Here is a 14,001-nt window from a genome sequence, read left to right on the forward strand (position 1 = left end):
TTGCCGCAGTTTAAATAAGAAGGAGTCCTCAGGACTCCTTTTTTGTATCTTATTTTCCCAGCTATGAAATAGGCATCAGTTTAACTTTTAAAGTCTCATAAAGTCTTAGCCCAAGTAGCTTAGCAGCCTTTATATTTAAAAAATAAAAACTTTAGCTTTTTAACCATTGCCAAATTAAGCCTAAAGTTTCATACCAAGCGGTTTCACTCTTGTTTAAATCTGTTGCTCTCGGAAAATAGTCTCGCCAGCTGCTATCTTGGTTATCGTTTTTAACAAAAAATCCGGTAGGAGCAGGAATAGGCTCTGTACCAGCTTTGATAAAGTAATTCATTGAACGTGGCATATGGTTGGCGTTGGTGATCAATACAAATTTACTATCTTTAACTATTGGTCCTATAAGTGTTGCTTCATCTTCGGTATCAAGAGGCCTAGATTCAGTAATGATTCTATTAGCGTTTATACCTAGCTCAACAGCTGCCTGTTTAACTTTATCTGCATTAGAGCTGACATCATAAATGGCAGCGCCAGAAGTGATTATTTTCGCTTCTGGGTGTAAAAGGGCAATACGAACGCCTTCCGTCAGTCGCTGTAATGAACATATTTTAAGCTCTTGTGTTGCACTAAGCTTGCTATCAGTTGTATGGCCACAGCCTAAAATGACAATGTAATCTAAACGCTGTTGTTTTTTATAAACCGGGTAAGTTTGCTCATAGTTAACAATCAATAAGTTAGATACAGGCATAAAAGATAAAAGCAAAAGTAAGCTGGTGGTGATGGTTAACATCCATTTAGCTAGGCTGGGCTTTTTATTAAATAAAACTATAACTATCACTAAGCTCATTAACAGTAACGGCATTGGCATTAATAACTGACCAATAATTTTCTTTAATGTGAATAGCTCCATAGGGTAAATTCCATTGCGTAAAAGGTAAGTAACTTATGCTGAAACTATATAGTAGTCCTCGCATTCTTCCAAAAACAATTTAGAAATCTTAGCTTAAATGAATAAAAGTTAAGGGATAATGAATAAATAGTTAAAAACATTGATTTATTTAAGTAATAACTATTGATTTTAATATTCCAATAAGGTCTAATAGCAACGTTATCGCATTAGAGCCTTTGTTCTATTTTAGACGATACACCAGAAGAGGTTGCATTAGCCAGGTAGATAATTTGAGGACCACATCCTTTGATAATTATTAATGGGGACTAGTGCCGAGGACAACGACTTGTGTGGAAGAGTCTTGTTCGGTCAGATAGGCTGAATCCTAATGACTGTCACCGAAACGGTGGAGAGCTTCTGGCTGAAAAAGTAAAGATTTCTATTATCCTTTCCAATCAGTCATGCTCTTCCTTATGTATTATGTTGCTATGAAGCAATTTAGGGAGAATATCCAATGTTAAACGTCGCTAAATTTGGTGGAACCAGTGTTGCAGATTATGAAGCAATGCTACGCTGTGCCAACATCATTAAAAGTCAGCCACAAACCAAATTAGTTGCAGTATCGGCCAGTGCGGGCGTTACTAATCACTTAGTTACTTTGTCTACAAAAGTTTTATCTGCGCAAGAGCAAAGTGAGATCATCGAAAGCATTCGACAAATTCAGTACAACATCACAAAACATTTAGACTGTGAAGCCGAGCTAAACACCATTGTTGATGGCATTTTATCTCAGTTAACTGAACTAGCCACACAGCAAAATACTTTACAAACAGCAAAAACAGGCGATGCTATATTAGCTTGTGGTGAGCAAATGAGTTCACAAATATTTGCGCGTGTACTGCAAACGATTGATGTTAATGGTTTATGTTTTGATGTGCGCAGAGTAATGAAAACTAACAGCTTATACGGTAAAGCTGTGGTTGATTTAGAGCAATTGTCTAGTCAGTGTCAAACCGAGCTTTTACCTTTATTAGAAGAGCACGTGGTTGTTACCCAAGGCTTTATTGGCCAAGATGGCTTAGGTTGTACCACAACTCTTGGCCGTGGTGGCTCAGATTACTCAGCAGCATTACTTGCAGAGGCAACTAACGCAAGTGGCTTAGCCATTTGGACTGATGTGGTTGGTATATTTACTACCGACCCTCGTATTGCGAGTTCAGCACGCGCAATACCGGAAATTAGCTTTGGTGAAGCCGCTGAGATGGCAACGTTTGGCGCAAAAATATTACACCCGGCAACCTTAATCCCCGCAATGCGCAGTGATATTCCGGTATTTGTTGGCTCATCTCGAGAGCCAGAAGCGGGCGGTACGCAAATTATGCAACAAGTTAAGTCAAAGCCAACGTATCGTGCAATAGCGCTGCGCCGCGAGCAAACCTTAGTAACGGTTAAAAGCCCGGCGATGTTACATGCCAGTGGTTTCTTAGCACAAGTATTCACTATACTTGCCAAACATGAGCTAAGTGTTGATTTAATTACCACCTCTGAAATTTCAGTTGCATTAACCTTTGATAATCCAACCGGGTCAACACAAGCTGTTATTACCCAAAATGTAGTTGAAGAGCTAGAGCAGCTTTGTGAAGTAACGGTTGAACATGGTTTAAACTTAGTAGCCGTTGTCGGTAATAAACTCAATGCAACAACAGGTTTAGGTAGTAATATCTTTGATAATATCTCGGATGTTAATATTCGTATGATTTGTCATGGCGCGAGTTCAAATAACTTATGTTTCTTAGTTGATGAAAAAGACGGTGACAAAGTAGTAGAAACACTACACGACAAACTGTTTATATAAAAACAAGATTTTATATACCACAACCTTAGAAATATTAAAGGCCACATCAACTGATGTGGCCTTTGTACTTTAAAATCTTGTGCTTTATAAAATATGCAAACTTTACATCATTTTGTACTACAGTAATTTTTCGATATCTGCGGCGATCTTTTCTGGTTTATCAATACTGGCGTAGCGTTTAATTACTTTACCTTCACGATTAACTAAAAACTTGGTGAAATTCCATTTTATTTTTTTACTGCCCAAAATGCCTTTCGCTTGCTCGGTTAAATAATCAAACAGGGGCTCGGCATGCTCGCCATTAACATCGACTTTAGCAAATAAATCAAAACTGATATTAAAGTTTAAATCACAAAAGCCTTTTATTTCTTCATTACTGGCTTTTTCTTGTTGGCCAAATTGATTGCAAGGAAAGGCTAACACCGCAAATCCTTGCTCTTTATATTGCTTATAAATATCTTCTAAACCAGCGTATTGCGGGGTAAAACCACAGGCACTCGCAGTATTAACAATCAATAACACTTTGTTTTGATAATTAAGTAAAGGTACTGACTCGCCTTTGTTATTGGTGACGGTAAAGTCATATAAGTTACTCATAAAGATCCTTTTGCAATCTATTGTTAGTTATTTTTTTTACGCCTTTATTACGATAGACTAACAGCAATTTTGTATAAACACATTAATAGGATTAAAAATGACAAAGGTTGCGTTCATCGGTCTTGGTGTTATGGGTTACCCAATGGCAGGGCATTTAGTTAAAGCAGGCTTTGATGTTTGTGTATATAACCGTACAACGGCAAAAGCAGAGCAGTGGGCAAATGAATTTTCAGGTACCTTTGCCACCACACCGAAACAAGCATCAGATAATGCTGATATTGTTTTTGCCTGTGTTGGTAACGATGACGATGTAAGGCAAGTGAGCTTTGGTGAAGACGGCATTTTTGCAGGCCTTGAAACTGGCGCTATTTATGTTGATCATACAACTGCATCGGCGGAGCTTGCCAGAGAGCTAAATGACTTTGCAGTTAAACAAGGTAATCATTTTATTGACGCACCGGTGAGTGGCGGTCAAGCTGGCGCTGAAAATGGCCTATTAACGGTAATGTGTGGCGGCGATGAAACAACGTTTGCTAAAGTTCAGCCGGTAATGGCGGCATACGCTAAATTTAGTCAATTAATGGGCGCATCAGGTTATGGTCAAATAGCTAAAATGGCTAATCAAATTTGTATTGCTGGCGTAGTACAAGGGTTAAGCGAAGCATTTAACTTTGCCCAACGCTCAGGCCTTGATGCCGATAAACTGGTTGAAACCATCTCTAAAGGCGCTGCAGGCTCGTGGCAAATGGAAAATCGCTATAAAACTATGTTTGCTGGCGAGTACGATTTTGGTTTTGCGGTAGATTGGATGCGTAAAGATTTAGCTATAGCGTTTGCTGAAGCACAAAAAGTAGATGCAAAACTACCTATGACTGAAATGGTCGATGGTTTTTATGAGCAAGTACAACAAAATGGTGGCAACCGCTGGGATACCTCAAGTTTGATCTCACTGTTAAAAGATTAATTAAGCAAGCTAAACGTTTGAAACGTCGAACTAACTCTTATAATTAAAAAGGTTTAGGTGTAAAAATGTTCAAAAAAATACTACTTGTTGTACTACTCCCTGCAATTGTTAGTTGTGGAAATAGTAGCAATGGTGATAGCAATAACGACAATACTAACCAAGATGGTACAACGACAACACTAGACAGTGATGGCGACGGCGTTGCTGATACTGCTGATGCATTTCCAAATGATGCCACAGAAACGTTAGATACTGATAGCGACGGTGTTGGCGATAATGCTGATGCATTTCCAAATGATGCTAGCGAAACGTTAGACACTGATGGCGATGGTGTTGGCGATAATGCCGATGCATTTCCAAATGATGCTACAGAAACGCTAGATACAGATGGCGATGGTGTTGGCGATAATAGCGATGTATTTCCAAAAGATGCCACAGAAACGTTAGACAGCGATGGTGATGGCATTGGCGATAACGCAGATAGCTCTCCTAATGATAGTACCGCGTTTAATAAACCTACAACCTATGATGCCGTTGCGGTAAGTATTACCGATCTTATTACAAAACTTTTGGCAGCGTCGCCTGGCGATGTTATTGCATTGGCAAATGGTACCTATAACAATGTAAACCTTAATATAAACACCGATGACGTTACTGTTGTGGCCGAAACAAGTGGCTCTGTATTTATTGAAGGGGCATCATTTGTCAACCTTAGGGGTGACAATATAGTATTTGAAGGCTTTACCTTTCAAAATGGCCAGCCTGCTGACAGAGATGGCGCTATCATTATTAGTGGCAATCATAATCGCGTCACCAACTGTAAAATTGACAGTTTCAATGACAACGACCCTAATAATTCTTATAAATGGGTTTCTTTAGATAACGATGCTACTTTTGGCCAAGTTGACCATTGTACCTTTACTGGAAAAAACACCGAAGGTTCTCTTTTAGTGGTGTGGCGAGATAATGATAGTAGGCAAGATCATCATATTTATCGCAATATTTTTTCAGATTATCAGTATAGATCCGAAGACGATATCAATAATGACAGTAATGGCTGGGAAGCTATTCGTATTGGTACTAGCTCTCAGTCACAATCGTCTTCATATACCATTGTTGAGTCTAATTATTTTCATGATATTAATGGTGAGATAGAAATTATTTCAAATAAGTCAGGACATAATATCTATCGCTTTAATACGTTTGAGTCGAGTGAAGGTTTATTAACATTACGCCATGGTAATAATTGTACTGTCGATAGTAATTATTTTCTTATTGATAATAATAGAGGCGGTGGTGTGCGAGTGATAGGAGAAGGGCATACCATCAGTAATAATTATATTGAAGGTGCAAACTCAACAAGTAGCGCTCGAGGAGGGATCACATTAAGCTCTAGCGAGACTAATCCTGCGTTAAGTGGCTATTGGCCCGTGCGCAATGTTACCTTATTAAACAATACCATTATTAATTCTAAACAGAGCTTACATTTCGGTGCAAGCAGCAAAGAAAATGCGCCTTCAGATGTAACCATTAGCAATAATTTAATTCGTAATAATATTGATAACAATGGCGATTATGACTTTATTCGAGTTAGCGAAAACAACAATGGTGTACCATTAAATATTATTAATCCAACGTATGTTAATAACTATTTTTATGGTTCATCTAACCTTGGTTTACCGACAGTACCAACAGGTATTAACCTAAGCGAAGTTGCGTTAACTCAAAACGCTAATGGACAATATTTTGCGCAAGATGCCACATTAAACGTTGGCGCACCAGAGCTGAAAAAACTCGACTTTGATAGTGAAGTGGGAAGTAATTTTTAGGCAAGGGTTTTGATTGTAAAAAACTAAGCCTAGCTTTGCTAGGCTTAGTATATTTAACTAAAAGCTTTATTACTGAACAAAGAAGTCAGCTTGAGCTGTTTGTTTTTCAACAACTTCAGTTTCAATGATTTGGCTAAACTCTAATACATCAGCCATTTCAGAATCATCTTGAGAACATGTTAAACCAAGAGTGTATTCACCAGTGTTAACAAAACCAATTTCATAGCTGCCGTCCATTTGAACTTCAGCAATAACTTCAGCAGAAGCTAAAGGCTCAACACCTTCACCTTGGTAAGCACCAGTTTCAGGATGGTAGTACATGTCACCTAAGTTATTTTCATTAAGTTCAACGCCTTCGTATAAGTATACGAAAGTTGAACCTTCACAAAGTAGTGCTTCTTGAACAGTACCGGCAATATGACCAGCTTCGTTGTTATCAATTAAACGAACGCCGTTTGGTTTTAATGTGTAAGTATCTTTACCCACAGGGTTAGTCATTGACTTACGTAAGTCGAACTCTAAAGTAAAGTTTGCACTGCCACCTTGTGTTACCGTGAATTTAGAGAACTTTAATTCTTCTGAAGGTACTTCAATTAATATTTTCTCATCAACCATATCACCATCTTCATCGGTCATAACGTATGAACCACTGCCATTTGGCACAGCAACACGCATCGCGTATTCACCGACTTCAATTTCAATACCTTCTGAAATTTGAATAGATTGAGAGCCTTGCGCTGCTAATAAATTAACCGCAAGAGTATTAGGGATAGGCATTTCATCTTCATCTAAACACTCATATAAACTAGCTGTGTCTTCTTTTAAAGTTAAAAGAGTCTCATCACCACCTTTCTTTAAAGTAATTTCACTAAAACATACAACTACTTCAGATGCATTATCAACAGGAGCATCTGAAACGCTTAAATTGAATTCAGTGGTGTTAGATGATTTATCATCATCATCACAACCCATAAGAAGAACTGGTGCAGAAAGTAAAATTGCTAATGTAGTTTTTTTGAAATTCATGAAGATTCCTAAATAAGACGTAAAATATAAGATAAGTTTTTATGGCGAAGATATTAGCAGAGATGTAAATTTAATGTAGCTACTTTTTGTAGAAAAAGTGTTATCAAATAGACGCAATCATAGCCATAGATAACACTTTGATAAAAAAGCTGTTTATTAATTAGCCTTGCACATACTCATACAAAGCTTTTAACACAGCCATTTTGCTTTTGTCTTCTTCATACATATGCGCAAAGTTTTCAATTTCCATCATATACATGTCATAACTCAAGCCATGCTCGCCACTTTGTAGCTTATTTTGCGTATATTGCTGCCACTTATGTTGCTCTTCACTAGTAAGAGTATGCGGGTAATTACGCGCTCTATAACGAAACAGTAAGGTATCAAGCCTAGGATCGGTAAACGCAAAAGGATGCGAGCCTAATTTTTCTGGATGCATAGTGTGGATCATGTCCATCTTTTGTTTATCGGCATGACTAAAGAACCCGCCGGTGTACAGCGCATGCTCAGCATCAACGTCAGTTTTTTCATACTCACTATTAAATACAGCACTAAGCTTTTCTTTTAATGCACTTGCTTGGCTTTTTACTAACTTAAAATTAGCTAAACAGTATTCACGGTCGATATTTATTAACTTTGCGCGCTCAGGTGTTAATACTTTTGCAGGGGCTACAATAGGGCACTTGTTGATATGCACAAGCTTAACCGGTACTGGCAGTTTGCCTTCCGCTTTTAAATCATCGTGACGAGTGTACATGCGCTCTTTTATTTCATCGGCTTCAAGCTCAAGTAGTGGTGAAATATCAGATGATAAGTCAATCGAGATAATCGCATTTTTATTAGTAGGGTGCTCATCAATTGGCATATACCAGCTGGTGTTGCGCTGATCTGGTGTAATTTTACTCGATGTATGAATAAACGGCGTCATTTCCCATACATTAATGTGCTTTAATACTTCTTTTTTATTGCGCAAGTTAAACACAAAGTTATAAAGCTTTGGCTGTTTTTCTTTGATCAGCTTAGCAAGAGCAATAGTGGCGTACACATCACTCATAGCATCATGCGCTGCTTCATGGCTAATACCATTAGCCGCCGTAAGTAATTCTAAACGAAAGCTAACACGACCTTCATCATTAACTGGCCAATTAATACCTTCAGGGCTTAGTGCATGACACAAACGCGCCATATCAATAATATCCCAGCGACTATTACCGTTTTGCCATTCACGCGCATAGGCATCGTAAAAGTTACGATAAAACAGGTAACGAGACACCTCATCATCAAAACGAATGGAGTTATAACCAGCCACACAGGTATTTGGCACAGTAAACAGCTTTTGAATACGAGCTGCAAACTCTGCCTCTGAAATGCCATCACGCTGCGCTTTTTGCGGCGTAATACCGGTAACCATACAAGCACCAGGATTAGGTAAGTAATCTGAAGGCGGCTTACAGTAAAACATCTCAGGCTCACCAATAATGTTTAAATCTAGATCGGTTCGAATACCCGCAAATTGTGAAGGCTTATCAAGCTTAGGGGATACTCCCCAAGTTTCATAATCGTGCCAGAAGATGGTGGGTTGGTGGGCATTGTTATTATTCATTATATTCTTATAAAGCAATTATTGTTTCAGGCTACATTTAAAAGATAACTCTATCATAGAGTTTTAACAAAATCAGTAGAAGTGTAGGCCACTATGGGCATCTATTACTTAGTGCTCTCAAATAAACTTTAGACAAGCTAAGAAAGTAAAAACCAGTTTATTTAAACTGGCTTTCGAATATTGTTTTGCCTATGTAAAAGGCAATAACTATTACTTGTTATGCTCGACAATATCATCAACAATTAGTTTTTCTTGTTCAAGCGTTTCTGCATCAGGTTTCGTGTTAGGTAATAACAAGTTTAATGCTATGGCTACTACACCACATAGGCTTACACCTTGCAGGTTGAAATCACCGTTACCGATCGACATTCCGCCAATACCAAATACTAGTGTGGTTGAAACAATTACCAGGTTTCTTTGCTCGGCTAAATCAACTTTAGCTTTCACCAGAATATTCATGCCTACACCAGCGATTGAGCCAAATAATAGGATCATAATACCACCCATAACAGGTGACGGTATGGTTTGTAATGCAATACCAAATTTAGCAACAAACGCTAATACAATGGCAAAGAATGCCGCCCAAAGCATGATCACTGGGTTAAACATTTTAGTTAGCATTACCGCACCAGTTACTTCTGAGTAAGTTGTATTTGGTGGACCGCCGAATAATGATGCGGCAGAAGTTGCTAGGCCGTCACCAAGTAGTGTGCGATGTAAGCCTGGCTTTTTAAGATAGTCTTTGCCTGTTACGTTACTGATAGCCAAAATATCACCTACATGCTCTACTGCAGGCGCTATGGCAACGGGTAACATAAATAAAATAGCTGCTAGGTTGAATTCAGGCGCAGTGAAGTTTGGTACAGCAAACCAACTAGCTTGGCTTACCGTTTGGGTGTCGATCATTCCCATAAATGCGGCCGTAATATAGCCAACGATAACACCAGCTAATATTGGAATTAAACGGAAAATACCGCTACCTAGTGCCGAAACTAACAGAGTGGTAATTAATGCCGACATAGAAACGATCAGCGCATCAGTGTATGAGAACAACTCAACTGCGCCATCCCCAGTTTTTCCGATTGCCATATTAACGGCTAAAGGCGCTAGTGCTAAGCCAATAACCATAATGATTGGGCCAGTTACAACTGGAGGCATTATTTTATGTAAGAAGCCTGAACCACGAACAGCAACTACGGCAGCTAAAACCATATACAGAAGGCCAGCTGCAAACAATGAACCCATAGCTGCCGCCATACCCCAAGTTTGAACTGAGTAAGTAATTGGTGCGATAAAAGCAAACGAAGACGCTAAAAAGATAGGTACTTGTCTTTTAGTGACTAAATGGAAAAGTAGGGTACCAATACCGGCAGTAAATAAAGCAACGCTAGGATCTAGCCCGGTGATAAGTGGCATTAAAACAAGGGCGCCAAATGCCACAAAGAGCATTTGTAAACCGGCTAAAACTGTTTTGCCATTGGTTAATATAGATTGATTCAAAATATATCCTTTATATTTTATAAGTGTCGAATTGACTCTAGATAGTGCCGAAGATTTTATCGCCAGCATCTCCCAACCCTGGAATGATGTAACCTTTTTCGTTTAAATGGCTATCTATAGCGGCTGTATATAACTTAACATCAGGATGCTCTTCTTTCATTTTGGCTATGCCTTCAGGTGCTGCAACTAATACAAGGGCGCGAATGTCTTTACAGCCTGCTTTTTTTAGGATGTCGATTGTAGCATTCATTGAACCACCAGTGGCCAACATAGGATCAATAACTAGGGCAATTCGTTGTTCGATGTTTGTAGTTAGCTTTTCAAAATAAGACACAGGTTCAAGCGTTTCTTCGTCGCGATATAGGCCAACAACACTGATTTTGGCACTTGGCACAAGTTCTAATACACCGTCTAACATACCAATGCCAGCTCTAAGAATTGGCACTACCGTAATTTTTTTGCCTTTAATGCGTTGACCTGTGATCTCGCCATCCCAACCTTGCATTTGAAACTCTTCAAGTTCTAAATCTTTGGTTGCTTCATAGGTGATTAAGCTACCAACTTCCGCCGATAATTGACGAAAGTCCTTAGTACTCATATTTGCTTTACGCATTAAACTTATTTTGTGTTTTACCAGAGGGTGGTTTAGCTCATGTACAGACATAACTTTGATTCTTCGGTTGTTAAAAATTACAGTAATTTTACCTTAAAATTTTAGTTTTGATCTGATTATTTTATGCTGCTTGAACCAAATCATGTTTATTTAACAAAACAATAGTAGTTAGATCTCTTATTTCATACTGCCTATTTATACGCACTTAATGTAGGGAAATTTATTTTATTATTTCAAATCTACTTAGGTTTGATCCTTAATGAATAGATCACTAGTAATCGTTTCCTTACTACCATTTTTTCTAAAATAACCATTTTATAAGTAACTTTATCAACTTCTATGGTGATTATATTTGAGTATAAATCTCTATTTAAGTCACTATTTTGACTCAAAACGTGACTTCGCAGTCATATTTTAAAAGCGCCAATTAGCTATCAGTGAAAATAATTAACATTGTTTTTATATGACGTTGAAATCCTTGTGTGGTAGTTTTTGTGCGGGTTAGATAAGTATTTTTGTTTTTTGTTTAAAATTATATATTAAATAAAGTTACAATAAATTAACTTTTGCTGTTGACAATAATAATGATTTCGAAGTACTTTTTATTGAGTAGGTTTTTATCTACTAAATAAAATCATAAAAAGAATTTAAATAAACAGGGTGATTCACAGCAGTAATGTTGATGGAGAAGAAAATGAAAAATAATAAATTTCAAAATCTGATTTCTAAAAAATCAGTAATAGCACTTGCAGTAGCAAATGTTTTTACCGCGCAAGCTGTTTTTGCAGAAGAAGCTCCATCTGCGGAAGATAGCAATATTGAAACCATTACAGTAACGTCAGCAAAACGTACTCAAAATATTCAAGAAGTACCAATTGCAGTAACATCGGTTTCTGGTGATGAACTTGGTGATATGCAAATTACCGATATCCTATCTTTAGAAAAAGCTATTCCTGGTTTAACCGTTTCTAGTTTTGGCAATAACCCTCGCGCTGTTATGCGTGGTGCAGGTGCTGCGGGTACAACAGATATTGCTGTTCCAATTTATCACAACAACATGTATTTACCTTCTTCAGGTCAAGCATTGGCGGGATACCTTGATGTTGAACGTGTAGAAGCTCTGCGTGGTCCTCAAGGTACATTATTCGGTCGTAATACCTTTGGTGGTCTAATTAATGTTATCACTAAAAAACCTGAGTTAGATGAATTTGACTTTGGTGCTGCGGTTACCGGTGGTGATTACGATCTACAAAAAGTAGAAGGCTTTGTTAATATTCCTCTAGGGGATAAAGTTGCTGTTCGTATAACTGCAGCTGATGAACAACGTGACCCATACGTAGAAAATGTTAATAATCCAAATGGTGGATTAAAAGACTCTGATTACTCTTATGCACGTGCACAAGTTTTATTCCAAATTACCGATGACTTATCTGTGAATTTAGGCACATCTTATTGGAAAGATACAGGTAATGGTAACTTAAACTGGGCATATAAATCGCTTGGTATTCCTCTTGATAAAGACGACCCAACAAAAATTAATCCAATCGATGGTTTCTTAGATCCTCGTATGGGTGTTTATTCTGGTTGTGCTGATGGCGATAGAGCTGGTGGGCGTTCTCAGGCAGGTAATATTTGTAATGGTGATGAGTTTGCCGATATCGTAAATGGTGATTTTAAAATTGATTATGATTACACCCCAGATCGTGAACTAGAAGACACGGCTATTTTTGTTAATGTAAGTTGGGATGTTGCTAACCATAATATTAATTTAAATGCGGCTGCATTTGAGTATGAATCTCGTAATATTATGGATGCTGAATATTCAGGAAACCCGGCATGGATAGATGGAACTTATGGCACACGTAATTCTCATCAAGCCGATTTAACTATTACTTCTACTCATGACAGTAAATTACAATATACACTTGGTGCTTACTTATTTGATGATACTGATTCTGATAACAAATCAGCATACATTTTTGGTAGTTTAGAAGAGTCTTGGTATGCATATGCTGGCGCTACTCCTGAAACACCATCGTGGGCTTACTGGAACACTGAAGGTTTTGGTGGTACTAAATCTACTGCGCTTTATGGTCAAGCAACGTATTCTTTAACCGATAAATTAAACCTTACAGCTGGCTTACGTTTTACAGAAGATGAGCGTGAATGGACTTCGTCTAACGGTTTACCTTGGGATGCAAGTTTGCGTTTAGGGCCAGAACTGCCAACGTTTGATTATACAGGTAAAGAAAAAGAATACGGTAAAGATGACCATACCGATTACTTACTTGGTGCTGATTATCAACTAACTGAAGACGTGATGATTTATGGTACTTTCTCAACCGCTTACATCGCAGGTGCGGTTGATAATGCCACTCATAAATTCTTAGACCCGCAAGAGAATGAAGCGTTTGAATTAGGTGTTAAGTCAACTTTACTTGATGGCTCATTACGTTTAAATGGTGCTTTCTATACTGGTACTCATGAAGGCTTAACAACTACTGCCTTTATTGAACAAGGTGACGGGGTTGCGGTAGCTACGCAAATTCCTGGTGGCTCCATTGATGCCCAAGGTCTTGAAGTTGAAGGTTACTGGGATGTTACTGAAAACTTAGTTGTAGATTTCGGTATTTCTTATGATATGTCAGAATACGACGAGTTTAATGTTGCTACTGGTAACTTAGTTTGGAATGGCGAACAACCAATCGGTACCGATGAAGTTGATGCAAACGGCAACGGTGTATTTGTTATGGATGGTAAAGATACCCCTTATACGCCAGATGTTACTGTTGGCTTAGGCATTTCATACACCTTTGATTTAGGCGATATGGGTACGGTTGTGCCACATGTATTTAGTTACTATAACAGTGGTTATGAAACTAACCGAGCGCCAGTTTTCTTTGGTGAGCAAGACGCTTACACTAAGTTTGATGTAGCTGTTAAATGGCAATCAGCAGGTGGCGACTGGACAGCGAAGTTCTGGATGAATAACGCGACTGATGAATTAATCACAACTTACACTGAAATATTATCGCGTGCTCGTGTTGCACAAGACTATGCTTCACCTAGAACATGGGGCGTAAGAGTTGGTTACAACTTCTAATAAAAACGTTTAGAAAATATAAGCCTGC

Annotated in this window: 10 protein-coding genes and 1 riboswitch; of the genes, 4 read left to right on the plus strand and 6 right to left on the minus strand. The window is 38.2% G+C overall.

Translation table 11 applies throughout. The features are described 5' to 3' along the window. Positions 1-151: 151 nt before the first annotated feature. On the minus strand, positions 152-904 hold the full coding sequence (gene elyC, locus FNN08_RS04265) for an envelope biogenesis factor ElyC (RefSeq protein ID WP_143583508.1): 753 nt from the start codon (positions 902-904) through the stop codon (positions 152-154). A 233-nt stretch (positions 905-1,137) separates the two neighbouring features. Then, positions 1,138-1,308: riboswitch (Lysine riboswitch) on the plus strand. A gap of 89 nt (positions 1,309-1,397) precedes the next feature. Here elyC and lysC point away from each other — a divergent pair. After that, entirely contained in the window at positions 1,398-2,738 is a 1,341-nt protein-coding gene (lysC, locus tag FNN08_RS04270; protein ID WP_143583509.1) for a lysine-sensitive aspartokinase 3, read from the plus strand. Positions 2,739-2,855: 117 nt separating this feature from the next. Here the strand turns inward: lysC and FNN08_RS04275 are convergent, their stop codons facing one another. After that, positions 2,856-3,335 (minus strand): glutathione peroxidase, encoded by a 480-nt coding sequence (locus FNN08_RS04275; protein ID WP_143583510.1) that lies wholly within the window; start codon positions 3,333-3,335, stop codon positions 2,856-2,858. Positions 3,336-3,432: 97 nt separating this feature from the next. Between FNN08_RS04275 and FNN08_RS04280 the strand changes: the two genes are divergently transcribed. Next, complete coding sequence (locus FNN08_RS04280) at positions 3,433-4,299, plus strand: NAD(P)-dependent oxidoreductase (RefSeq protein WP_143583511.1); 867 nt, start codon at positions 3,433-3,435, stop codon at positions 4,297-4,299. 65 nt (positions 4,300-4,364) lie between these two features. Then, positions 4,365-6,128, plus strand: a complete 1,764-nt coding sequence (locus FNN08_RS16310; RefSeq protein WP_185962562.1) for a polysaccharide lyase 6 family protein — start codon at positions 4,365-4,367, stop codon at positions 6,126-6,128. 69 nt (positions 6,129-6,197) lie between these two features. On the opposite strand, the gene FNN08_RS04290 is transcribed toward FNN08_RS16310, so the two are convergent. The 4 genes from FNN08_RS04290 to upp form a co-directional block, all read right to left on the minus strand. Further along, positions 6,198-7,154, minus strand: a complete 957-nt coding sequence (locus FNN08_RS04290) for a DUF4382 domain-containing protein (protein WP_143583512.1) — start codon at positions 7,152-7,154, stop codon at positions 6,198-6,200. A 160-nt stretch (positions 7,155-7,314) separates the two neighbouring features. Next, positions 7,315-8,757: an exodeoxyribonuclease I gene (gene sbcB / locus FNN08_RS04295; protein ID WP_143583513.1), complete on the minus strand. Its 1,443-nt coding sequence runs from the start codon at positions 8,755-8,757 to the stop codon at positions 7,315-7,317. 210 nt (positions 8,758-8,967) lie between these two features. After that, a complete protein-coding gene (locus FNN08_RS04300) occupies positions 8,968-10,257 on the minus strand; it encodes a uracil-xanthine permease family protein (RefSeq protein ID WP_409574594.1) in 1,290 nt (429 codons plus the stop codon). 37 nt (positions 10,258-10,294) lie between these two features. After that, complete coding sequence (gene upp, locus FNN08_RS04305) at positions 10,295-10,921, minus strand: uracil phosphoribosyltransferase (protein WP_143583515.1); 627 nt, start codon at positions 10,919-10,921, stop codon at positions 10,295-10,297. A 643-nt stretch (positions 10,922-11,564) separates the two neighbouring features. On the opposite strand from upp, the gene FNN08_RS04310 reads away from it, so the two are divergent. After that, positions 11,565-13,973 carry a TonB-dependent receptor gene (locus FNN08_RS04310; RefSeq protein WP_143583516.1) on the plus strand — a complete coding sequence of 803 codons (2,409 nt, stop codon included), beginning with the start codon at positions 11,565-11,567 and terminating at the stop codon, positions 13,971-13,973. Positions 13,974-14,001: the final 28 nt, after the last annotated feature.

Origin of the sequence: Thalassomonas sp. M1454 (assembly GCF_007097525.1) — a bacterium.
In the GTDB taxonomy this organism is placed as follows: Bacteria; Pseudomonadota; Gammaproteobacteria; order Enterobacterales; family Alteromonadaceae; genus Thalassotalea_A.